This window comes from Hyalangium sp. (assembly GCF_035629615.1).
Classification (GTDB): domain Bacteria; phylum Myxococcota; class Myxococcia; order Myxococcales; family Myxococcaceae; genus Hyalangium.
Window position 1 is genome coordinate 1 of sequence record NZ_DASPHO010000021.1, and the last position, 22,764, is coordinate 22,764.

Here is a 22,764-nt window from a genome sequence, read left to right on the forward strand (position 1 = left end):
ATGGAGGCCTGAGCGGCCGGCGCCGTCAGCCGTGGAGCTTCTTCAGCTCGACGCCGTCGCGCAGGGCGTGGACGTTTGGGTAGGTCTGCGCGAGATCCAGCTCCACGTAGACCTTGTGCTCGTCGAAGAGGGCGAAGCTCGTGGAGACGCAGAGCTGCTCATCCCCCACCCGCTCATAGCCCTCGCGCACGACATCGTGGCCGAAGATGGCGATGCGGCCGCCCAGCGGCGCCAGGAAGGCGCGGGCCTGCTCGGGCTGGGCCATGCGGCTCCACAGCGTGGCCCCCAGCACGGGCACGTGGAAGAACTCGTCGATGCCCATGTGGGCATAGCCCTCCAGCTGCAGGTTCTCCAGCTCGTCGGGGCTGGACAGCTTCGCGGAGGGCGAGGCGTGCAACAGGACGATGCCATTGGGAGCCACCGCCACCAGCGGGAACTCGCGGAAGAGCGCCTGCAGGGCCTGCGTGGGCCCGGGGCCGAGACGCTCCTCGAGCACTCGGGCCTCATCGTCGTGGAACTTGGCGGTGCGAGGGCCGCCCACGTGCGCGTGCTCGTGGTTGCCGAGCAGGCAGTGCACGCGCCCCGGGTAGCGCCCGCGCGCCTCCATGAAGGCCCGGACGACCTCTGGGGACTCATCCCGGTAGGGAGTGCCGAGGTAGTCCGGCCAGTGGTGCTCGGTGTACTCGTCCGGCCCATGGACAAGGTCCCCGGTGAAGATCAGGACGCTGTCCTCCGGGGAGGCCTCGAAGAGGGCCATCATGCGCAGGAAGTCCTTGAGGTTGCCCTGGATGTCCGTGGCGACCAGGAGCCGACCCGAGGCTGGCAGGCGCAAGAGGCGTGAAGTCACGGCCCCAGAGTAGATGCAGCCGGGCCTTCCTCAAATCTCCTGGCCTCCCTTTTCCGTCTTCCGTCTTCCGGCTTACGTCCCGGTCCGGCGTCTCTTCGGCCGAGGGGGCTCGGCAGCGTCGCTGCGGGGGTGGTGCTGGTCGTAGACGGCGCGCAGCCGGGCGCTGTTGACGTGGGTGTAGATCTGCGTGGTGGCCAGGTCCGCATGGCCGAGCATCTGTTGGACGGCTTTCAGATCCGCCCCACGCTCCACCAGGTGGGTGGCGAAGGAGTGGCGCAGCTTGTGGGGGGACAGCGGCTTGCGGATGCCCGCCTTGAGGGCGTAGCGCTTGATGAGCTTCCAGAAGCCCTGGCGGGTGAAGGCGCCGCCGCGAGGCGTCACAAAGAGGGCTCGGGACGCGCGCTGCTTCAGGAGCTGCTGCCGCGTCCCAGCCAGGTACGCCTGGACCTTCTCCACCGCCACGCTCCCCACCGGGACGACGCGCTCCTTGGAGCCCTTGCCGCGAGCCACCAGCCAGCCCGCGCCCAGCTGCACGTCGTTGATGCCCAGGCCGCACAGCTCGCTCACGCGCAGCCCCGTGGCGTACAGCAGCTCCAGCATGGCCTTGTCCCGGATGCCCGCGGGGTGGCGCTCGTCCGGCGCGGCCAGCAGCTGCTCCACCTCCTCCAGCGTGAGGAAGGACGGGAGCTTGCGCTCGAACCGCGGGGTGTCCATGTCCTCGGTGGGATCCTTCTCCGCCCACTTCTCGGCGATCAGGAACCGGTGGAAGACGCGCACGGCCGCCAGGTGCCGTGCCTGACTGCGCCGGGACAGGCCGCGCTGGGCCAGGCGCCGAAGGTGTTCGACGACGTCCCCCTCGGTGACTCGCGCCACCTCGGCAATGCCGCGCGCGCGCAGATCCTCGAAGTACACCGTGAGATCCGCGGCGTAGGCATCCACCGTCTTGCCGGACAGCCCCCGCTCGGCGCGGATGAAGGCGATGAATGCGTCGAGCAGCCCTTCCATGCCCCTAGGGTAGCGGAGCGGCGCGCCCTGGCAACCTCACGGCTCGCCGCCCGCATCCCTCCGCTCCGCGTCCGCGGCCTCCTCGGCCTGGGCCAGCGCCGCCAGCACCCACGGCCACCCCAGCAGGGCGTTGCCGGGAGACTTGAGGCACGCGTTGGCCACCTCCAGCACCTCCTGGGGACGCGAGCGCGCCGCCAGCGCCATGTGCGCGCGCAGGAAGGGGTACGGCAGATAGCTCAGGTTGTGGCGGAGCACAGGAGACCACTGCAGCGTGGGCCACCCTGCCCACCGCTCCGCGGCGTAGGCCACCGCCTGGACGAGCGCCTCCAGCAGGAAGATCGGCAGCCGGAAGGCGGCCACCAGGTAGGCCACCAGCGCGCTGGCCGCCACGGCTCCGCCAAAGTGCCACTCCCCGCCGCTCCCCCACACCGCCATGGGCACCAGGCTCAGCACAATGGCCCCCACCTGGACGCGGTTGATGGACAGGCCCTGGCCCCGGGCCAGCGCGCCGATGCTGCCCGCGCACAGGCCTCCCACCAACCCCAGGCAGCCGCCCATGACGATCCCGGCCACCCCTCCCATCCTCGCCCCGAAGGCCTCCCCCACCACCGCGTGCAGGCCGACCACCATGGCCTGGCTCGCCAGCAGCCCCATGAGCGTGCCGGCCGCCAGCCCCGTGGTGAGCGCGATGAACAGCCCCATCACCGAGCACAGCACCGCGCTCATGGGCCACCCGGGCGCCAGGGTGAGCCCCACGCCATGCACGAGCGAGCCCAGGGCGAAGGTGGACAGCGGAGAGACGAGCAGCAGCACCACCAGCATCCGCCGCACGTAGAGGCCCGCCGCGCGGCTGCCCTCGGACTGCTCGCGCCAGAGCTGCCCCACGCGCCCACCCGGAGAGCGGATGCCGGCCCCGTGCAGGCGGTAGTGCAGATCCACCGGCCGCCACAGCAGCATCCACAGCAGCGAGAGCAGCCCAGGGACCCGCTGCGGAGCGTCTGTTGCTACCTCGTGCGAGCCGTGGAGATCCACTGCGCCACTCCCCTGCCCTAGGCGTCCAGCCGGCCCTTGCCCTGGCGGAGGACTTCCAGTGAGTCGCCAATCAGCGACACCACCGTGGACGGCTCGATGAGCGTCACGCCTCCATCCAGGATCAGATCCAGTCCGTGCCCGAGCTTCTCCTTGATGTCCTTGGCGTCGATGAGCAGCTCGCCCTCGTCGTCGCTGGCCGAGGTGGTGATGAGCGGCCGGCCCAGCCCCGCGGCCAGGGCCCGCGCCAGCGGAGCGGCCGGCACGCGGATACCCACCTGCTTCTGCTTGGACATCATCATCTCCGGCACCACCCGCGTCGCCTCGAGGATGAAGGTGAAGGCCCCGGGCGTCAGCCCCTTCATCGTCCGGTACGCGAAGTTGCTCACGTGCGCGTACTTCGCCACGTCCGAGAGATCCGGGCACAGGAACGACAGCGGCTTCTTCTTGTCCCGCCCCTTGAGCTGGTACAGCCGCTCGATCGCCTTCTTCGACATGAGATCGCACCCCAGACCGTAGTAGGTGTCCGTGGGATATGCGATGAGTCCTCCCCGCTCGAGCACTTCCACTGCGCGTGTGACGTGCCGAGGCTGAGGGTGTTGGATGTCCACTTCGAGGATGGGGGCTGCCAAGTCCAGTTCTCCTGAAGCGGCATAGCTTACGCGGTCTGCGGGCGCTCGTCCCCTCGGGCTTCCCCGCTGCGCTCCAGAGCCCGCCGGGTGAGCACGGGGCCTACCAGCTCATGGGTGGTGATCATCGCGACGATCAGCACCTCCACTTGAGGGCCAAAGTCCGGGAACGTCCGGGAGATGAGCGCCGCCAGCCCGAAAGTCACACCGGCCTGGGAGATGAGCCCCATCCACAGGTAGCGCTTGAGGCGGGGATCCTCTGCGGGCGCGAAGCGGCGGCAGGACTGGTGGATGGCCACGGCGCGCAGCACCACCAGCAGCAGCGCCGCCGGGCCCACCGTGACGAGCGTGGACAGCTTCAGCCCCGCCCCGGCCGCCGCGAAGAAGAGCGCGAACACGGGCAGGCCCGCCAGCTGGATGGCGTGGTGGATGCGCTGGCTGTTGCGCTCGTCCAGGTTGGCGATCAGCGCCCCCGCCGACAGCGCCACCAGCAGCGGGGACAGGTGCAGCCGCGAGCCGCCCTCGGCCGCCGCGAAGCACAGCCCCACCAGGAACAGCGGCAGCTCCCGGTTCACCCGGCGCATGTACACGAGCAGGATCAGCGCCAGCAGCGCTCCCACCCCCACCGAGCCGAACAGCTCCCACCCCACCCCGCTCAGCAGCCCCTGGACATCGAAGCCCCCGCCGAAGGAGGCGCGAGTCACACCGGCCGCCAGCGCGAAGGCCACCATGACGAACAGATCGCCGATGATGACCAGGGCCATGAGGAACTCGGTGAAGGAGCCGCGCGCGGAGGTCTCCTGGACGATGGCGATCGTCACCGTGGGGGAGAAGGACACCACCACGGTGGACACGAGCGCGCTGACGGCCAGCGCCTGCGGCACCGTCATGGGCGTGAGGAAGGGCAGCACCGGCTTGAGGGCGAAGACGGCCGCGAAGCACACCACGAACGTCACCCCGCACACCGCCACGCACAGCATGGCCACCTTCATGCCCACCCGGCGGATGAGCCCCAGGTTCAGCTCCGTCCCCGCCACCAGGGCAATGAGGCTCACTGCCAGCCCCTTCACCAGCTCCAGCCCCTTCACCCCCTCACCGGGGATGAAGCCCAGCGCGTAGGGCCCCACCACCACGCCCACCAGGATGTAGCCCGTGAGGCGCGGCAGCCCGAAGCCCTTGGCCACCTTGCCGGCGAACAGGCCACAGAGGAGCAGCGCCCCGGCCGCCAGCATCACCGAGTTGCCGGTGTCCACGCGCCACTCCTGCACGCCGGAGATGCCCGCCAGCACCGCCACCAGCAGCCCCAACCGGATGATGGCGCCGCTCATGCCGCTCCCTCCTTCACCACCGGCGGGGGGGGCTCCAGCACGTGCCGGAAGGCCCGGTTCGCCAGCACCTCGTTGACCACCGCCCCCAGGGCCACCACGTCGAAGACGTGCTGAGAGAGCGGCCCGGGCACCAGCATCAGGTACTGCACCACCAGGCACACCGCCAACCCGCCCTGGGCGATCAACGCGTAGCCCAGCCGCGGTGGCAGCTCGAGCGCAGTCGCGGCGAAGCGCCGGGCCAGCGAGCCACCCCACACCTTCCCCAGGAAGCGCAGCGCCACGTACCCCGGCAGCAGCACCCACGCATCCACGTCGCGTGCCTGCACGTAGCAGCCGGCGAGGAACACCAGCATCAAGTAGGTGGGCCGCTCGAAGCGCCCGAGCGCCCGCGCCACCTGCTCCACCGCCCGGCCTCCCACCAGCGCCAGCGTCGCCCCGCAGGCCACGCCCGCCAGCAGAGCCGAGACGCGCAGGTACGAAGCGGCGCCTCCCACCAGCGCCACGCCTCCCAGCATCACCGCTGTCAGCTCCGAGAGATCCTTCAGCGCATAGGTGAGGAAGGCGATCAGCGCGCCGCACAGCATGCCCAGCAGCAGCGCCAGGGCCACCAAGCCCCCGCCATCGGCCACGCTGGCCGCGGAGCCCAGCACCAGGGCCAGGGCCAGCACCAGCAGGCCCACCCAGTCGTCCAGCATGGTAAGCAGGGCTACCGCCAGCCCGCGGGCGCGCTCCATTCTTCCGCTGCGGTAGCCGAGCACCGCGAAGTGTCCGGAGGACAGGCTGGCCGCCGCCCCCAGCAGCGCCGCACCGCCCACCACCACCCCCAGCGGCAGCCGCGTCGTCAGCAGCAGCGCCCCCGCCATCGGCACCGCGACGAAGAGGAAGGCCACCCCCGCGTGCGCCAGGGCCGCGGAGAACACCGGTCGCGGCAGCAGCCGCAGCACCCGCGGCTCCAGGTTCAGCCCCAGGATGACGCCGGCCGTGCCCAGCCCCAGGGACACCACCGGCCGCAGCCCCTGCAGATCCTCCGCGGAGAGCACCCCGATCAGCCCAGGGCCCAGCAGGGCGCCGAAGATGAGGAAGATCAGCCCGCTGGCCGCAAGCTGGGCCACACCGGGGAACCGGCTGGGATCCAAGAGCGTCCGGCTCGAGGCGAGCAGCGAGAGCGCCGCGATGGCGAGGAAGACGAGCAGCGCCTGCACAGCCCGTGCTTACACCGCTCGGGGGGGCTGCGTCACTCCCGGCGGAACATGGGGGCCGCAATCACCGGCAGGGCGATCAGCCGTCCCATGGGCGGCTCATCCGCGTCCATCTCCAGTTGGACGCGCTGAACCAGCCGTTCGATCTCCTCGCTGCTGGGCTGAGGCAGCAGGCTCACCAGCAGGAGCCGATCCTCGTCCGCGCCCAGCGCCAGACTGCGCAGGCCCGCGAAGACAGGCACCTCGGCCGACAGCGCGGCCGCAGCGCTCCTGGCGCGCAGCACCAGCGGCTCCGGGATGCCAAAGTCCCGGAGCCGGCGGATGGCCCGCTCGAGCTGCTCCACCTGGTCCAGCAGGGTAATGAGGAGGAACACGGAACCCTCTTACCGGGTCCGTGCCCCCTCGTCACTTACTCCCGCTGGGGCTCCTGCCCCTCTTCCACGACCGGAGGGGTCGCCGCGGGCTGCTCCTCCGCCGGCTTGCCCGCCTGCTGCTCCATGGCGGCGCGGGCCGCGCGCTTGCCCTCTTCGATGAGCTTCTTCACCTTCTGCCCACCCTTGCGGCCGATCTCCTCGTAGAAGTTCGGCCCGCGGGTGGCCTTGACACGGTCGCCACCCTTCTTGCCGATCTCCTCGTAGAACTTCGCGCCGCGCTCGGCCTTCACGGTCTCGCCACCCTTGCGGCCAATCTCCTCGTAGAAGGAGCGGCCGCGCTCGGCTTTCACCGTGGCACCTCCCTTGCGGCCGATCGTCTCGTAGAACTCGCGGCCTCGCTCGTTGCGGACGGTCTCGCCACCCTTCCGCCCCGCCTCAGCCACCGTCATGCTGCCCTTGTTGTCCTTGTCCGACATATCGCTATCTCCTCTCGTTACAGCCCGACGCCTCGCACGGTGCCCCTTGCCTGAAACCTTGGGACGGAAGCGCCCAGATGCAAGCAAGCTCCGTACACCGCCAGCCGTTCCCACCCGACTCACCACATCAGAACCCCAATGATTATGAAGGGTTGTCAGGCTTGCTGGGCGTCCTTGCCGAGCTGATGCCTGCCCGGCAGGACGCTTCTGTGTTGAGAACACTCCACGGCACGTTGCCGATTCCCTGTCATGCATCCACCTTCTCCCGGGCACTGTCGGGCAATGTCGGCCGGCGAGCCTCAGGCCATGTCGGGGAGGTGGGCGTGAAAGGCGGGGTGAAAGGCTGGCTGCGCGTGCTGGCGCCGGTGGGAGCCTCCATCGGCGGACTGGTGCTGCTGCGGCTGCTGGGGCCGGACGTGATGGATCAGCGTCAGCTCCATGACTTCATCGAGCCCTTGGGGCAGGCGGCGCCCTTCGCCTTCCTGCTCGCGCTGGCGATCCGCCCGCTGACGCTCCTGCCAGGCACCCTGTTTGCCGCCGTGGGGGGCATGGTGTTCGGCACGCTCATGGGGACGATCTACGCGCTCATGGGGAGCTTCCTGGCGGCCTGCGTCGTGTTCGGACTGGCTCGGAAGCTGGGCGTGCGGCCCATGAAGCGCCTGGCCGGCGCGCGCTATCCGGCGCTGGCCCGGGCCGCGCGCAAGCATGACTTCCAGTTCGCGCTGCTCGCCTGCATCAACCCGCTGCTGCCCACGGACATGATGCTCGCGGCGGCGGCCGCCTCGGGGGCACGCTTCTGGCCCATGGTGGGGGGGCTCATGGTGGGGACCCTGCCGGGAACGTTCCTCCTGGTTCAGTTCGGCAGCGGGCTGGCCCAGGGGCACACGATGATGACGGTGGTGTCCGGCGTGGGACTGGGGGTGTCGCTCGTGCTGGGCGCCTTCCTCGGCCGCCGCGTGTACAAGGAGCTCAACGCCCCGCCGCAGTCCACGCAACCGGAGCCGCAGCCGGAAGCCCAGGCGGAGCCTCCGGCGTCCCCTGCTCCGCGCAACTTCCCCTTGCCTCGCAAGGATGGGCTGTCCTCCGCTTCGTGAGCTACTGGGGACGCGCCGCGCCCAGGCCCCAGCGCTGCTCGAGCTCGGCGACTTCTTCCGGTGAGCGCCGGGCGGGCTTCGCGCTCGCTCCGGGCTTGCGCAGGACGTAGAGATCCCAGATGCCGCGCAGCCCGAGCCGCTCCAGATCCGGCTGGAGGGCCGCTTCGATCTCCGGGCAGCGCTCCAGCCCGGCGCGGGCGAACTGCCGCGTCCACCACCGGAACGAGGCGATGGTGAGGTGCCCCTCGATGGGAGTACCGTCCGCGTCCTTGAGCAGATCGTAGAACGGCACCGGGCCATCGTACTCGGGGCCCAGCGAGTTGTAGTAGTCCACGCGAGCCCAGCGGACCTTGCCTGGGTACCACCCCCCGGGCCCATGGGGGTTGGGGCCGAAGGAGGGGATCGTCGCCAGCACGTGGCCACGGCTCACCCGGGCCAGCTCCGCCAGGGCATCCGGCACGCGCTCGGGCGGCAGGTGCTCGAGGATCTCGAAGGAGGAGATCAGCTCGAAGCGCCCATCCTCGAAGGGCAGGCCCTGCGAGAGATCCCCCTGCGTGAGGTAGGGACGAACGGCCGCCTGGGCCAGGGAGATGGCGTCCGCGCTGATGTCGCTGCCCCAGGCGTCCACCTTCAGCTCCCGCAGCGCCTCCACCAGGAAGCCCAGGGCACAGCCCACATCGAGCGAGGTGCCAAAGTGGAAGTTCTTCCAGAGGAGATAGGCCGCGATGTTCGCGCGGCTCGTCTTCCGATCGTACTGGACGTAGCCGCTGCGGCGCTCATTGCCGCGCTCCACGCCGAAGTAGCCGGCGCCGTAGATCTCCGGCCCCGCGGCCAGGGCGGCCCCCAGCCCGTCTGCCACGACGCTGGCGGCGTAGCGCAGGTAGCGCGACCGGGAGAGGGCCTGGGTAAGCGAGCGCTCCACCTGCCTCCCGGCGGGGTGGAGCACCTGCTCCTTGAGGCGCTGGCGGATGGGGCGCAGCAGGGACTTGGCGAACTCCTTCATGCGCCTGTCAATCTACCTTGGCCAGGCGGCTCCGGTCCCCGAGGAAATCCTCCACGCCCTGGGCAATCGCCTGGGCCACGGAGTCCTGGTACTCCTCGGAGGCCAGCCGCTTCTCCTCCTCGGCGTGGGACAGGAAGGCCGTCTCCACCAGGATTGCGGGCATCTTCACGCCCAGCAACACGTAGAAGAGGGCCTCCTTGGTGCCCAGATCCTTGATGCCCGTGTAGTCCTTGGAGAGCTGGCCCACGAGGCTCTTCTGGACCTGGGAGGCCAGCCGGGAGGACTCGCCGGTGTTCGCCTTGGTGGCCAGGTCCGCGAGGATGAACTGCAGATCGCTGATGCCCTTCTCGGTGGAGGCGTTCTCGCGCGCGGCGAGCCGGATGGAGTAGCGATCCGAGGAGATGTTGAGCGTGTACGTCTCGATGCCGCGCAGCTTCGCGCTGGCCGCCGCGTTGCAGTGGATGGAGATGAACAGATCCCCATGGGAGTCGTTGGCGAACTGCGCGCGGTCCTCCAGCCGGACGTAGTGATCGTCCTCGCGGGTGAGGATGACCTCCAGCCCGCGCTCCCGCAGCTCCTCGGCGAGCTTCAAGGACATGGCGAGCGTGACGTCCTTCTCGCGCGTGCCGCTCTTGCCGATGGCGCCGGTGTCATGGCCGCCGTGGCCCGGATCGATGATGACGCGGCGGACCTTGAGGCCGAGCTGCTCGATGAGCGTCAGCTCCGCGCGGCGCGAGAGCTTCGCGACGGACTTGAGGCGGGCCTCGGCCATGTGCTTGTCCAGGGCGGGCATGGGGGGCAGCGGCAGCGGCTCCGCGGACAACTTCGACGGCGCCGAGGCGGTGGGCGCATGCTTCATCGGAGCCAGGCTGACGGCGACCTGCTCCACCTTGGCAGGAGTGGACTTCGCGGGCGCGGAGGCGATCTCCGGAGCAGGCGTTGCAGCCACGGCGGCAGCCGGCTCGTCCTTCGGCTTCGCGGGCGGCGTCACGGCCACCACCGGAGCAGAGGCCACCGGGGAGGTGCCTTTCACATCCTTGGCGGCCTTCGCGACGGAGGCAGGCGCCTCCTCGGCCTTCACCGGCGTGATGACCACGACCCGAGCGGCCTCGCTGGCCTTCGGGGCCTGCGGCTCGGGAGTGGAAGTCTGGGCCGGAGCCGCATCCCGAGCGATCTTGGAGATCGCGTCCACGAGTGAGGCGCCCGGACGTGCCGGCTCCTGCTGCGGCGCCGGGGTTGCCTCGGCGACGGCGGGCGCGGGAGCCTTGCGCGCGGGAGGCGCCTTGGACGCGGGCAGCGAGGCGAGCAGCTCCTTCAGCTCCCGGGCCCGATCCCCCTTTGCGTTGACGGCAAGGCTCTCCGTGAGGACGCGGCGAGCGGTGTCCGGCTGCTCCTGGCGATCCAGGTGGATGCGCGCCAGCGAGAGCGCCGCGTCATCCGCGAGCCGGTGGCGCGGGTGCGCCTCCACCAGCCGGGAGTAGTCCACCACCGCGGCCTGGAGATCCTCCGGGAGGAAGGAGAGCCGGCTCAGCTCGTTCATCAGCTCGCCCGCGGTGAAGAGGGCGTCCGGAGCGCGACCGCTCTTGGGGAACTCGGTGGCCACGGCCTCGAAGCGGTGGGCGACGTTGAGCCAGTGGTGACGCAGCTGGCGCCGCACCGCGTCTCCCTTGAGGGCGTAGTAGGCCTTGCGCGCCTCCTGGTAGGCCTCCTCGGCCGCGTCTCGCTTCGCCGCGAGGGCGACACTCGACAGCAGCAACAGGAAGAAGGCGAGGCGAGTGCGCATGAAGCCTCCGGACACGGGGAGCAACCGCTACAGAGGTGTGTCATGGGCTCCTGGCACCCGCAAATTTTCGGCCCTCCCCTCCCCCTGCCGGATCAACGACTTCAGCGGACTTCGACACCTTCGCCGTGTTGGCTTAACACTGGGAGAGCGGGCTCACGGCCAGAGTTCGGTGGCCAGGACACTCCACATGCGCGGCAGGAGCGTCTGGCCCGGCTTGGAGTCCTCGATCTTCGCGATGAGTCCCGTCCTGTCGTTCGGCGTGAAGCAGACGGGCATGCGGCGACCATCGGGCAGCAGGGCCTCGGTGTAACGGCCGTACGCCGCCGCCCGTCCCCACTTCGTGAGCCCCTCCGTCCACAGCTGGCCGTAGAGGAGCGTGCCTTCGGGCAGCCGGCTCGGCATCCCTTCCGTCACTACCCGGCTGACGATGGGCCCCGCCTGATAGGTGCCCACCTGACCCTCGTCTCCCGGTTGGTTGATGTCGATGATGGCCAGGTAGGCGCCCGGGAAAAGGTTCATCTCCCGCATGCTTTGGACGGCCTCCGGGGGGCAGTCCTCCGGCAGTGGCCGGATGGGGGTTGCGGCACAGCCGACGCTGAAAGTGACGCACAACCAGGCGGCGACCGCCCTGACGGGCCGGGAGTTGCTGAGGGTGGACACGAGCAAGCTTCCTTTCTCGGATGCAGCGGGGAAAGTCAGGGAAGAGAGCACAATTCCCAGGAGAAGCACGCCCACCCCCACAGCCACTCCCCAGCGCCGTCTTCTGCGGCGGGCCTGCTCCTGCTCCAAGGTCACGAGCTCCGCTTCGAACTCCTTGGTCGCGGCGTAGATCTGTTCCAGGGCCTGCTTGTCGGAGCGCGCTTCTGCCTCCTGCTTCCGAGCCTCCTGGGCTCGAAGCTCGGACGCCTCCTGCCGGGCCTTGCGCTCCTCCTGCTCGTGCTGGGTGACTGGAGGCGGCCCGCTCTCCGGTAGCACCAGCGGCACCTTCCAGGTCCGACTCTTTCGTTCCTTGGCGGCCTCCCAGAGCGCCTGGTGAAGGGCCTCGGCACTTGGGTGCCGGTCCTCCGGCCGCTTCTCCAGCAGTCGCATGACGATGTGGCTCAGCGACTCGGGGACCTCTGGGTTGAGGTAGTGCAGAGGGCGTGGGACGAGCGTCTCGATGGCGGCGAACAGCTCCGCCGCTGGGAGCTTCCTGGGATCGAAGGGGTGGTGCTCCGTGAGCGCCTCGAACATGAACACGCCGAGCTGGTACAGGTCGCCCGCCACGCCTGCGTCGAAGTGCTCGCCCTGCTCGTTGGCACTCCGCCGCAGGAAGGCGACGCACTCGGGAGGCAGTGTATGGACCATGCTGGGCGGCAGCTTCTCCGTGAGGGTGGAGGCGCCCGGGAGCCAGACGCTGCCCATGTCAATGAAGAAGGGCTTGTTGTCCCCCTTGCGGATGACGATGTTGGAGCCCGTCAAGTCTCGGTGCAGGAGCTTGCGCCGGTGCAGCTCCATCACCGCGAGCACCGCCGCGAGAAAGATGTCCACGAGCTGGGCCGCAGTAGGGCGGGCGCGAGCGCGCCAGTCGTTGAAGGTCTCCCCCTCCACGTACTCGGTGACGAAGTAGAGATAGCCGGCGCTGGGGTGGGGCCAGCGGCCCACCGCGTACAGGCGTAGCAGGTTGGGGTGGCTGGCGTTCGCCATGAGGGCGGCAGCTTCGTGGGACACCCGCCCCTCCACCTCCTTGTCCTCCGAGGCGGGGCGCAGCGCCATCTTCAGCGCGAACAGCACCCCCTCGCACTCGACCTTGAAGGTGCGGCCGAAGCCACCGCTCCCCAGCGACTCCAGGATGCGCCAGGGGCCCACGGATTGCCCTGGCTGGAGCTGATCCGGATGAAAGGTCTCGGTTGTCATGGGCAGGGGCGTCCTACTGCGTCATCAGGTGGATGGAGAGGCGACGATGGCCGCTGGCACCTGCCAGCTCCATGCTGAAGGTCTTGCCACCAGCCCACGGCGGCGTCGCGGCCTCCACAACGACCAGCCCTGTCTCTCCTGGCGCCAGCTGCGCAGGCTTCAACTGCACCAGGAGCACCTTCACCGGCTCTCGTTGCGGCCCGATGAGGCGGACCTGCCCCAGTGCCCACGGCGTCTGGCCTGGGAGGTTGCGCAGGTGGAGGACCACCAAAGTCGAGAACGCGCTCTGGTAACCAGTGCCCCTAGTCACCTCGAGGCCCCTGTCACCTGCCACCGGTCCCTTGAGGAGGCGAACCACCGCCATGCTCTCGCTGAGCCACCCGGAGAGCGCGAGCCCCATAGGTCCGCTCCCCGCCGACCGGGCCTTGAGCTCTTCCAGCTCTGCTTCCTTCTGCGTGAGGGCCGCGAGCAGAGCCTCGGGAGTGTTCGCCCGCCGGTCCACCTCCACGTTCCCGTCCATCACCTTCGAGTCCGTGACGACGGCGAGGACGGCCTGCGCGGGGAGGGCGCGATCCTTGAAGCCGATCTTCACGAAGAGCCGCTCGCCCGGGCCCAGGTCCGCGAAGGGCTGCAGGGCGAGGATGCGATCGCCAACATCCACCCACTTGAAGCGCGTCCTGTCCACCACGAGGCTGTCGCGATCCAGGGAGCCGTTGAAGGCCACGGTGGTGAGATTGCCGGCGGCCACGTACAGCTCGGGGATGGGCTCGGCGGGCGCGGCGGCCAGTGAGGCGCGCCGATCCTGCCGCGAGCGGGCGGAGGGTTGGGGCTGGGCGGCGGTAGTCTTCGCTACCAGCAGGCAGGAGAAGAGGACCCACCAAGGCGTACGGACGTGCAAGGGATGCAGAACCTCCTAGGTAGGCACCCTAGCAGACCGGCGAAGCGAAATGATACCAAGAGATGGGGGCGGGAGACGTGCCTGGGATGCAGCGCACACACAACCCTGTGGGTAGCCTCCCAGGAGTGCTTCCCTGGCCCAGAGCCCAAGCGCATGGCTGCTCATGGCGGGGACGCACACCTGGAACTCGCGCTTGCTGGGAGCCACCTGCCGGGCGCAGCCTGCGCCAACCTGTCTGCTTGTCTGACAGGTTTGTGCCAAGCACCGCCACCAGAAGGCTCCCCGACCCACCTGTCTGCCTGTATGACAGGTTCATTCCGAGCCCGCCGCCACACCCTCTCAACGAATCCAGCCGAGGGTGCGAGCCAGATCCTCGTCGATGACGCGGACCCAGCTCGGCTCGCGGGGCACCACGGCGGCGAGCACCTTCTCCCCATTGCGCACGGGAGCACGGCCGGGGCGGGCCCGTGCGCGGACAGAGTGCTTCACATCATCTCGGTAGTAGAACGCGGGGAAGACGATCTCGCGGCGCGTCTCCGGCAGGGGCCCGTCCGGGGTGAGCCACACCAGCGCTCCGCGGCGCAGGGGCTCCAGTTCGGCGCGGAGGGTGCGGCGCAGCTCGCGCAGGAACAAGCCCACGGCACCCAGCGCTCCCAGTGCCAGCCCCCAGGGGAGCAGGTTGATGGCTCCGGACTGCTCACGAACGAAGCGGGCCTCGCGCGGCCGGTCCGGCTGGTCCGGATCCACCAGCAGCGTCACCCTCGCGCCGCGCCCGAGCCCCTCGGCATACTCGGCGGAGGTGCGTACACCGTTCACGGTGTATTGGCGCTCGTTCACGCTGTAGAGCACCTCCAGCGTGGCCTCACCATCCATCCGCTTCTCCGCGGGAGGCAGCGAGCGGCCCGACACCAGCCCCTCCACCTCCAGCGCGCGAGCGAGGAAGGTGCGCTCCTTGAGGAAGAAGCGCCCGGCCACCGCGGCTCCGGCACCCACGACGGCCATGAACAGGAGCCCCAGCATGGAGGTCCGCACCAGGCGCCCCACCGCACCGGGGACCTGGGTGAGGCGAACGCGCCGGGGCACATGGGGAATCGCGAACTGCACGGGGCAGCCTCCTTGGCTCGCCCCCTTCTTACTTCAACTCCTTCTGGAGCCGAGCCAGGAGGTTGAGGGCCTCCAGCGGCGTGGTGGTGTCTAGCGAGGTGTTGCGCAGCGCCTCCAGCACTTTCAGCTGGGCCGGCGGCACCGCGGCAGCGGCCTCAGGCGCCCCACCCGCCGCTCCGCCAAAGAGCCCCAGCTGCCCGGCCGCCACCCGAGAACCCCGGCGGACGGCGACGCGAGGACGCCCGGCCTCATCCAGCTCGCCGGACTCCAGGTTCTGGAGAATGTCCCGGGCCCGGGCCACCACCTCCTGAGGCAGCCCCGCCAGCCGGGCCACCTCGATGCCATAGGAGCGGTTGGCCCCGCCCGGAATCAGCTTGCGCAGGAAGAGCACCTTGCCCCCGTGCTCCTTCACGGCGACGCACAGGTTCTTCACCCGGGGCTTCTCGCGGGCCAGATCCACCAGCTCGTGGTAGTGCGTGGCGAACAGCGTCCGCGCGCCGAGCTTGTCGTGAATGTGCTCGGCCACCGCCCAGGCGATGGAGAGCCCATCAAAAGTCGAGGTGCCGCGGCCGATCTCATCCAGGATGACCAGGCTCTTGCGCGTGGCGTGGTGGAGGATGTGGCTCGTCTCCGTCATCTCCACCATGAAGGTAGACTGCCCGCGCGCCAGGTTGTCCGCGGCGCCCACGCGGGTGAAGATCCGATCACACAGGCCAATGTGCGCCGCCTTGGCCGGGACAAAGCAGCCCGCCTGGGCCATGAGCACCGTGAGGGCCACCTGCCGCATCACCGTGCTCTTGCCGGCCATGTTGGGGCCGGTGATGACGAGGATCTGCGCCTCCCCCGAGTCCATCAGCACGTCATTGGGGACGAAGGACTCGCCGGCGCTCAGCACACGCTCCACCACGGGGTGCCGCCCGGCGGTGATGGAGAGCAGCTCCGAGTCATCCACCACCGGGCGCGTGTACCCGTACTCGGCGGAGCTCCGCGCGAAGGACAGCAGCGCGTCACTGGTGGCCACGGCCTCGGCGGCCGAGCGGATGCGCGGCGCGGCGGCCACCACCTGGGCGCGCAGCTCCTCGAAGAGGCGGAGCTCCAGGGCGCACCGGCGCTCCTCGGCGGTGAGCACCTTCTCCTCGTACTCCTTGAGCTCGGGGGTGATGAAGCGCTCGGCGCCCACCGTGGTCTGCTTGCGGATGTAGTCCTGGGGCACCAGGTGCTTGTTGCTGTTCGTCACCTCGATGAAGTACCCGAAGACTTTGTTGTAGCGGACCTTCAGCGAGGAGATCTTCGTCCGCTCCCGCTCACGCACCTCGAGCTTCAGCAGGTAGTCCTTGCCGGAGGTGGACAGCGCCACCAGCTCGTCCAGCTCGGCGTGGAAGCCCTGGCGGAAGAGGCCGCCGTCCTTGATCGTCACGGGGGGCTCGTCCACCACGGCCCGCAGCAGCAGCTCGGCCAGCTCGGGCAGAGCGCCCAGCGGCCCGGCCAGCGCCTGGAGCAGCGGGGCCGAGCACCGAGTGAGCGCGGCCGCCAACTTCGGCAGCAGCGCGAGCGACAGGCCCAGGGCGCGCAAGTCCCGGGCATTGCCAGCCCCCAGCGAGAGCCGCCCACACAGCCGCTCCAGATCGGCCACCTCCTTGAGGAGCGTGGTGAGCTCCTCGCGCCACACGCTCTTCTGGGACAGCTCCTCCACGGCGTCGAGGCGGGCGTGGATCTCCGGCAGGGCGAACAGGGGCGCGGCGAGCCAGCGGGCCAGCTTGCGAGCGCCTATGCTGGTGGCGGTGCGATCCAGCACCCCCAGCAAGCTCCCCTTGCGAGCCCCATCCCGGAGCGTCTTGAGCACCTCCAGGTTGGCCCGTGAGGACTCGTCCATGAGCAGGTGCCCGGCGCGCTCCAGGCGACTGAGCCGATCCACATGGGCGGCGCTCGTCTTCTGGGTGTCCTTGAGGTAGCGCAGGGCCGCGCCCGCCGCGCCGGTGGCCAGGGGAGCGTCCGCCAGTCCGAAGGCCTCCAGCGAGGCCACCGCGAAGTGGCCCTTCAGGTAGACGGTGGCGCGAGGAGGCTCGAAGGCGGCCTTGTCCAGCTCCGTCACCGAGGGCGTACGAGACAGCCGCGAGGCGAGGAAGGCCACCTCGGGCGCGTCCTTCTGGCCCTCGGGCACGAGCAGCTCGCGGGGATCCACTCGGGACAGGGCCTCCACGAGCTCCTGGGCACCGGGCGCCTCCACGGTGAAGAACTCGCCGGTGGAGGCCTCGAGCAGCGCGGCCCCGAAGCCCTTCTCGCCCCAGTGCACGGCAGCCAGGAAGTTGCTGGCCCGTGGCTCGAGCACCTCCTCATCCAGCACCATGCCGGGGGTGATGATGCGCGTCACCTCGCGCTTGACGATGCCGGGCCCGCTGCCGGGCTCCTCTACCTGGTCGCAGATCGCGACTTTGAGGCCCTGCTCGATGAGCCGGGCGATGTAGCGGCGGGCCGAGTGGTAAGGCACCCCGCACATGGGCACCTTGTCACTGCCCTTGGCGCGCGCGGTGAGGGTGATCTGGAGCAGCTCCGAGGCGCGCACGGCGTCCTCGAAGAACATCTCGTAGAAGTCCCCCATCCGGAAGAAGAGGATGGCGTCCGGGTGGAGCGCCTTGCTCTCCAGGTACTGGCGCATCATCGGGGTGAGCGCGGCGATCTCGCGCGCCCCGGTGGGCTCGGCCCCGCCGTTCATACCCTCTGGGTTGGATTCCGGAGCGACCTCCGCGCCGGCGCCCTTGGCTGTCTTCACCTGCGTTACTCCCATGAATTTCCTTCTCTCACGCCCCACGCCGCGGATCAACGCGCGCTCGTCCTACCCCCTACGTCACCTGAATCTCACCTCTAACGCCCCCCGCCGACATCCTCACTTCGTTGCTGTAAAAAAGAGTTTCCGCCTGGCGGGCAGGTGTGCAACCTGGCGCGCCCCAGGGTCGCTGGCGGAGCTGGCCAGGCCGCGGAACACCCAGGCATGGACGGCGAGGCCCACCACGAGCCCTCCCAGCACGTCCACGACGAAGTGCTGCTTCACGGTGAGCGTGGAGAGGCAGATGAGCGTGGCCCACACTGCCCAGAGCACCCTGCCCCTGCGGCGCCACAGTCGCAGGAGGCCCAGCACGGTGATGGCCACGTGGACACTGGGGAAGGTGTTGCCGGGCAGATCCTTGCTCCAGAGCCACCGGAACTCCTCGCGCCAGAAGGGGGAGGCGATGGACTCGACGTCCGGGCGCGGGTAGTGGGCGGTGAAGAGGATGAAGCCCGTGAAGCACACAGCGAGGACCCAGAGCACGGCGCGCAGGCCGCGCGAGTACTCACTGGGGTGGAGCTGCCAGGCGACCACCAGGAGCAGCACGAAGAAGCTCCAGTAGGCAGGAAAGGTCCACGGCAGGAACGGGATGGCGGTGTCCAGCGGGGTGGTGAAGTCGAAGCGTGGGGGCAGGGAGCGGTTCAGCCAGGCGTAGCACCGGATGCCGGCGGCGATGACGACCCCCGCGGAGACCAGCCGTCCCACGGGGTGCTGCGTGAGCCAAGAGCGCCACCGCATCCGCACCAGCCGTCCTTCCGGGAGCCCAGGCCCACCATCGTAAGGACGGTGCCACACATCCACAACAGGGTGTTCCACCCTCTGCCCAGGAGCGCCTGGGGCCAACCTGTCAGACAAGTGGACAGGTTCTGCAAATCGCGTGGAGCGGCGGCCCGTGAGCATTCCAGCGCGCTCCCGTCCTTGCCGGAGCGCTGAGCGTTTGCGGGCGCTGCGGGCCCGTGGGAAGGTGCGCAGCGCGTGATCCTCCAGGACCTCAACCGAGTCCGTCAGATCGCCGTCATCGCGGCGCGGTACGGCTTCGCCGATGTGACCGAGCGCGCCGGGCTGTGGCGGATGCTGGGCCGCAAGGAGAAGGTGGAGGTATCTCCGGAGACGCAGCGCGCGTCGACGGCTCGGCGCTTCCGGATGATGCTCAACGATCTGGGGCCCACCTTCGTGAAGCTGGGGCAGATCCTGTCCACGCGCGGCGATCTGCTGCCCGGCGAGTTCGTGGAAGAGCTGTCCCTGCTGCAGGATCAGGTGGAGCCCATCCCGCTGGAGCAGGTGCACGAGCAGATCCGCGAGTCGCTGGGCAAGGAGGTGCAGGAGCTGTTCGCGACGATCGATCCCACGCCGTTGGCGGCGGCGTCGATCGCGCAGGTGCACCGGGCGGTGACGCTGCAGGGCGACGAGGTGGTGGTGAAGGTGCAGCGGCCGGGGATCTCGCAGCGGATCGACTCGGATCTGGGCGTGCTGCGCTCGCTGGCGCGGCTGCTGGAGGCGGTGATCGAGGAGACAGGCGTCTACACGCCGACGGGGATCGTGGACGAGTTCGACAAGGCCATCCACGAGGAGTTGGACTTCGTGAACGAGGCCTCGAACATCCGGGCGTTCCTGGCGAACCACGAGGATCGGCCGTACATGAAGATCCCGCGGGTGTACGACGAGCTGTCGAGCCGGAAGGTGCTGACGCTGGAGTTCATCCGCGGGGTGAAGATCAGCCAGGCGAAGTTGTCGGACGAAGAGCGGAAGGTGCTCGCGAAGAACATCATCGAGGCGAGCTTCCGGCAGCTCTTCGACGACGGGCTGTTCCACGGAGATCCGCACCCCGGGAACATCCTGTTGCTGGAGGACAAGCGGCTGGCGCTGCTGGACTTCGGGGTGGTGGGCCGGCTGACGAAGCCGATGCAGGAGACGCTGGTGATGCTGTGCCTGGCGGTGGCGCTCAAGGACAGCGACTCGGTGGCACGCATCCTCTACCGGATGGGAGTCCCGGACTCTCGAGCGAACCTGGTGGGGTTCCGCAACGACATCGAAGGGATTCTGGGACAGCATCTGCCGACGACACTGGGGCAGGTGGACGCGCGGACGCTGCTGAGGGATCTGCTGGACCTGGCAGTGAAGTACAAGATCCGGATTCCCAAGGAGTATGCGCTGCTGAGCCGGGCGTCCGTGTCGACGGAGGGGATGCTGCGGAGCCTGTACCCGGAGATGAACATCCTGGAGGTGGTGCTGCCCTACGCGAAGGAGCTGCTGGCGGGACGGTACGATCCGAGCCAGCTCCAGGGCGGGCTGATGCGGACGCTGCTGCGCTTCCAGTCGCTGGCGACGGACCTGCCGACGCAGCTCTCGCAGATCCTGCTGGATCTCGAGGCGGGGAAGTTCACGGTGACGCTGCGCGAGGATCAGTTCGACAAGCTGAACGAGAACCTGCGGACGGTGGCGATCATCGCGTTCCTGGGGCTGTGCGCGTGCGGGTTCATCGTGGGCACGTTCATCTCGTTCGCGCAGAAGCCCTGGATGTACGGCGAGGTGCCGGTGCTGGGAATCGTGGCGATTGCCCTGGCGGCTGCGCTCGCCGGAGGCGCGTTCACCTGGTACCTGTTCGGCAGCCGGTTCCGAAAGGTGAGCGTGACCCGCTGGCTCAAGAAGCGGCGGTAGAAGGCGGCCTACTCCACCCTCACTTCCGCATCCGCCGGCAAGCCCTTGCGGATGCGCGCCAGTGCTTCCTCTACCGGAGCTGGCTCGGCGGCCTCGATCGTCACCTTCACCCGGTAGTCCAACTCCAGATCGAACACTGGGTAGGAGCCGATGGCCACGTGCGGCATGTCCAGGGCCACCCGGTCCAGCACCGCCGCGATGTTGCTCTCGCCCAGCCGCACGTAGAGGCAGCGCAGGTGCACCGGCGTCCCCCTTAGCTGCTTCAGCACCGTCTCGAGCTGGAGCTTGAAGAGCTGCGGCACGCCGGGCAGCAGGAAGACGCTGTCCACCGTCAGCACGGGGAACCAGTGGCCCTCCTGCGGTAACAGCACGGCGCCCTCTGGCGCGTCTGCCAGCCGCATGGCCTCCTCCGTGAGGTGATCGGAGCGCTTGCGGATGAGCTCCACCATCTCCGGCAGGCGCACCACCTGGCGTCCCATGGCGAGCGACACCGCGCGCACGGTGACGTCGTCGTGGGTGGGGCCGATGCCTCCGCTGGTGAAGACATACTTTGCCCGCGAGCGAGCCCGAGCCACGGCTTCGACGATGGCGTCCACGTCGTCCGTGACGATCTCCACCGAGCGCAGGGGGATGCCTGTCTCGCGAAGGCGGCGGATGAGGTGGGGCCCGTTGGCGTCCACCACCTTCGCGGTGAGGACCTCATTGCCGATGATGACTGCCGCTGCACCGGTACGCTCCATGGAGCCCGACTCTCACCTCCTTCCGGCAAACGGTAAAGTCCCAGCGATGCTCCGGGATCTGTCGTCGGGTCCGCACGTCATCTATCCTCCTACGCGCTGTCCAGTTGCGTTTGGGGGGCCACCCACGTCTTGCTGCTTCATCGAGATTTCCGGGATGATGATGCGGCATAGAGAGGTCCTGATGTCGAAAGATCCGCTCGTCTCCACCGCCTGGCTGTACGAGCGTCTCTCTGCTCCCGACATTCAGATCGTCGACGCCAGCTGGTACATGCCGTCCGAGGCCCGCGACCCTCAGCGCGAATACGAACGGGCGCACATCCCGGGCGCGGTGTTCTTCGATATCGACGAGATCGCCGACACCGACAGCGGCCTGCCGCACATGCTGCCCTCGCCGGCCAAGTTCGCCTCGCGCGTGCAGGCCATGGGCCTGGGCGACGGCTCGACCATCGTCGTCTATGACGGGGGCGGTCTCCGCGCCGCCCGCACCTGGTGGGCCTTCCGCGCCATGGGGCACGAAAACGTCGTGGTGCTGGACGGCGGCCTTTCCAAATGGATCGCCGAAGGCCGTCCGGTCGAGGATCTGCCGCCCTCGCCTCAGGAGCGCCACTTCACTCCGCGCTATTCGGCCGACCTCGTCCGCGACAAGGCTCAGGTGCTGCGCGCCATCGAGAGCGGTCGCGAGCAGCTGGTCGACGCCCGCCCTGCCGCCCGCTTCACCGCCGAGGCGCCAGAGCCGCGCGAAGGCCTGCGCGGCGGCCATATGCCGGGTGCCCGCAACGTGCCCTCCTCCACGGTCATCGCGCCCGACGGCACTTTGCTGCCGGCCGACAAGCTGAAGGCGGTGTTCGAGGCCGCCGGGGTCGAGCTCGACAAGCCGATCGTCACCACCTGCGGCTCGGGCGTCACCGCCTCGATCCTGGCCCTGGCCCTGGCACGTCTCGGCCGGCCTCGCGTGGCGGTCTATGACGGCTCGTGGACCGAATGGGGCGGCCTGCCGGACACCCCGGTCGTCACTGGCCCGGCCTGATGGACAGCTACGTCATCCGACGGGCTGTCCCAGCAGACTTTCACATCGTGCAGCAGATCGAGCTCTCGGCGGGCGAGCCGTTCCGCGACACCGACCTGGCCTGGGTGGCCGACGATCCGCCGCCAAGCTTCGAGGCGCTGCAAGCCCATCTCGGCCACGATGCGCCGTGGGTGATCGCCCAGAATGACCAGCCCGTCGGTTACCTGGCCGGCGAGACGCACGGCGAGCTGGCGGTGATCCACCAAGTCTCGATCCACCATGGGTAGGGGATGACACGAACGACACGAGCGCAGTGGGCGAAGCGGATTGTGCCGTGGCAGCGCAGTGGATTGGATGAGGCACTGCCCGACGTGATGGCGCGCGTGAAGGAGCGCTTCCCCCGGCTCCGGGTGCTCGTCGTCAATGACTCCTCCTCCTTCGAGGAGACCCTCCGCCTCGACGAATGAGGGGACGGGCGGGGTGAGTCGGCGCGAGCGGTGGCTGGGGGACGGGCGCAAGCCCGCGCAGGGGCGCATCCTTGCCAAGGGTGATGAAGGGCGCCCAGAAATGGGGATGGGGCTGCTGCTCACGTAGGGTCAGCATGGCCTCCCGGAGCGCCATGGCGCGCCCCTTGCCCGCGAGCAGGTTGCGGTAATAGCCCTCCATGAGCATGCGAGTCGTCTCATCGTTGACCTTCCAGAGGCTCGTCACCAGCGTCTCCGCACCCGCGACGACGAGGGCGCGGCGCAGGCCATAGATGCCCTGTCCAAGCTTGACGTCGCCGCGGCCGGTGTCGCAGGCAGACAGCACGACGAGCTCGGTGCCCCACAAGTCGAGCCCCGCGAGCTCGAGCGCCGTCACCAGCGAGTCA

Annotated in this window: 21 protein-coding genes; 4 read left to right on the plus strand and 17 right to left on the minus strand. The window is 69.2% G+C overall.

Going from position 1 to position 22,764, the window contains the following annotated elements; all coding sequences use genetic code 11:
- Positions 1-25: 25 nt before the first annotated feature.
- The 8 genes from VD972_RS00790 to VD972_RS00825 all read right to left on the minus strand — a co-directional run bounded on the left by VD972_RS00790 (position 26) and on the right by VD972_RS00825 (position 6,887).
- Positions 26-847, minus strand: a complete 822-nt coding sequence (locus tag VD972_RS00790) for a metallophosphoesterase family protein (RefSeq protein WP_324979234.1) — start codon at positions 845-847, stop codon at positions 26-28.
- Between the two features lie 72 nt (positions 848-919).
- Positions 920-1,852: a site-specific tyrosine recombinase XerD gene (xerD, locus tag VD972_RS00795; RefSeq protein WP_324979236.1), complete on the minus strand. Its 933-nt coding sequence runs from the start codon at positions 1,850-1,852 to the stop codon at positions 920-922.
- A gap of 36 nt (positions 1,853-1,888) precedes the next feature.
- Complete coding sequence (locus VD972_RS00800; RefSeq protein ID WP_324979239.1) at positions 1,889-2,884, minus strand: hypothetical protein; 996 nt, start codon at positions 2,882-2,884, stop codon at positions 1,889-1,891.
- Between the two features lie 17 nt (positions 2,885-2,901).
- Positions 2,902-3,513, minus strand: coding sequence for an L-threonylcarbamoyladenylate synthase (locus VD972_RS00805; RefSeq protein ID WP_324979242.1), 612 nt, complete (start codon positions 3,511-3,513; stop codon positions 2,902-2,904).
- A 26-nt stretch (positions 3,514-3,539) separates the two neighbouring features.
- A complete protein-coding gene (locus VD972_RS00810; RefSeq protein ID WP_324979246.1) occupies positions 3,540-4,838 on the minus strand; it encodes a cation:proton antiporter in 1,299 nt (432 codons plus the stop codon).
- Positions 4,835-6,040 carry a sodium:proton exchanger gene (locus VD972_RS00815; protein WP_324979248.1) on the minus strand — a complete coding sequence of 402 codons (1,206 nt, stop codon included), beginning with the start codon at positions 6,038-6,040 and terminating at the stop codon, positions 4,835-4,837. Before VD972_RS00815 ends, VD972_RS00810 begins: the two co-directional genes overlap by 4 nt.
- A 32-nt stretch (positions 6,041-6,072) precedes the next feature.
- Positions 6,073-6,411, minus strand: a complete 339-nt coding sequence (locus VD972_RS00820) for a hypothetical protein (RefSeq protein ID WP_324979251.1) — start codon at positions 6,409-6,411, stop codon at positions 6,073-6,075.
- 35 nt (positions 6,412-6,446) lie between these two features.
- Positions 6,447-6,887, minus strand: a complete 441-nt coding sequence (locus tag VD972_RS00825; RefSeq protein ID WP_324979254.1) for a general stress protein — start codon at positions 6,885-6,887, stop codon at positions 6,447-6,449.
- 323 nt (positions 6,888-7,210) lie between these two features.
- Here VD972_RS00825 and VD972_RS00830 point away from each other — a divergent pair, with 323 nt between their 5' ends.
- Positions 7,211-7,981 (plus strand): TVP38/TMEM64 family protein, encoded by a 771-nt coding sequence (locus tag VD972_RS00830; protein WP_324979256.1) that lies wholly within the window; start codon positions 7,211-7,213, stop codon positions 7,979-7,981.
- Position 7,982: 1 nt separating this feature from the next.
- Here the strand turns inward: VD972_RS00830 and VD972_RS00835 are convergent, their stop codons facing one another.
- The 7 genes from VD972_RS00835 to VD972_RS00865 all read right to left on the minus strand — a co-directional run bounded on the left by VD972_RS00835 (position 7,983) and on the right by VD972_RS00865 (position 18,227).
- Positions 7,983-8,984: a class I SAM-dependent methyltransferase gene (locus tag VD972_RS00835; RefSeq protein ID WP_324979259.1), complete on the minus strand. Its 1,002-nt coding sequence runs from the start codon at positions 8,982-8,984 to the stop codon at positions 7,983-7,985.
- 7 nt (positions 8,985-8,991) lie between these two features.
- A complete protein-coding gene (locus tag VD972_RS00840) occupies positions 8,992-10,767 on the minus strand; it encodes an N-acetylmuramoyl-L-alanine amidase (protein WP_324979263.1) in 1,776 nt (591 codons plus the stop codon).
- 153 nt (positions 10,768-10,920) lie between these two features.
- Positions 10,921-12,663 carry a serine/threonine-protein kinase gene (locus tag VD972_RS00845; protein ID WP_324979266.1) on the minus strand — a complete coding sequence of 581 codons (1,743 nt, stop codon included), beginning with the start codon at positions 12,661-12,663 and terminating at the stop codon, positions 10,921-10,923.
- Between the two features lie 13 nt (positions 12,664-12,676).
- Positions 12,677-13,561 (minus strand): DUF2381 family protein, encoded by an 885-nt coding sequence (locus VD972_RS00850; protein WP_324979269.1) that lies wholly within the window; start codon positions 13,559-13,561, stop codon positions 12,677-12,679.
- Positions 13,562-13,900: 339 nt separating this feature from the next.
- Positions 13,901-14,665, minus strand: a complete 765-nt coding sequence (locus VD972_RS00855) for a DUF3592 domain-containing protein (RefSeq protein ID WP_324979272.1) — start codon at positions 14,663-14,665, stop codon at positions 13,901-13,903.
- 28 nt (positions 14,666-14,693) lie between these two features.
- On the minus strand, positions 14,694-17,450 hold the full coding sequence (gene mutS / locus VD972_RS00860) for a DNA mismatch repair protein MutS (protein WP_324979274.1): 2,757 nt from the start codon (positions 17,448-17,450) through the stop codon (positions 14,694-14,696).
- A gap of 99 nt (positions 17,451-17,549) precedes the next feature.
- Positions 17,550-18,227 carry a phosphatase PAP2 family protein gene (locus VD972_RS00865; RefSeq protein WP_324979277.1) on the minus strand — a complete coding sequence of 226 codons (678 nt, stop codon included), beginning with the start codon at positions 18,225-18,227 and terminating at the stop codon, positions 17,550-17,552.
- Positions 18,228-18,464: 237 nt separating this feature from the next.
- Between VD972_RS00865 and VD972_RS00870 the strand changes: the two genes are divergently transcribed.
- The gene (locus VD972_RS00870; RefSeq protein ID WP_324979279.1) at positions 18,465-20,147 is read left to right on the plus strand and encodes an AarF/ABC1/UbiB kinase family protein; all 1,683 of its coding nucleotides are present in this window, start codon (positions 18,465-18,467) and stop codon (positions 20,145-20,147) included.
- Between the two features lie 8 nt (positions 20,148-20,155).
- On the opposite strand, the gene VD972_RS00875 is transcribed toward VD972_RS00870, so the two are convergent.
- Entirely contained in the window at positions 20,156-20,887 is a 732-nt protein-coding gene (locus VD972_RS00875) for a competence/damage-inducible protein A (RefSeq protein WP_324979283.1), read from the minus strand.
- A gap of 181 nt (positions 20,888-21,068) precedes the next feature.
- On the opposite strand from VD972_RS00875, the gene sseA reads away from it, so the two are divergent.
- Together sseA and VD972_RS00885 are read left to right on the plus strand one after the other, a co-directional pair.
- Positions 21,069-21,914 carry a 3-mercaptopyruvate sulfurtransferase gene (gene sseA, locus VD972_RS00880; protein ID WP_324979286.1) on the plus strand — a complete coding sequence of 282 codons (846 nt, stop codon included), beginning with the start codon at positions 21,069-21,071 and terminating at the stop codon, positions 21,912-21,914.
- 47 nt (positions 21,915-21,961) lie between these two features.
- Complete coding sequence (locus VD972_RS00885; RefSeq protein ID WP_324979289.1) at positions 21,962-22,180, plus strand: hypothetical protein; 219 nt, start codon at positions 21,962-21,964, stop codon at positions 22,178-22,180.
- A 133-nt stretch (positions 22,181-22,313) separates the two neighbouring features.
- Here the strand turns inward: VD972_RS00885 and VD972_RS00890 are convergent.
- Positions 22,314-22,764, minus strand: a 451-nt coding sequence (locus VD972_RS00890) for a CHAT domain-containing protein (RefSeq protein ID WP_324979292.1), incomplete at its 5' end; no start/stop codon positions are given.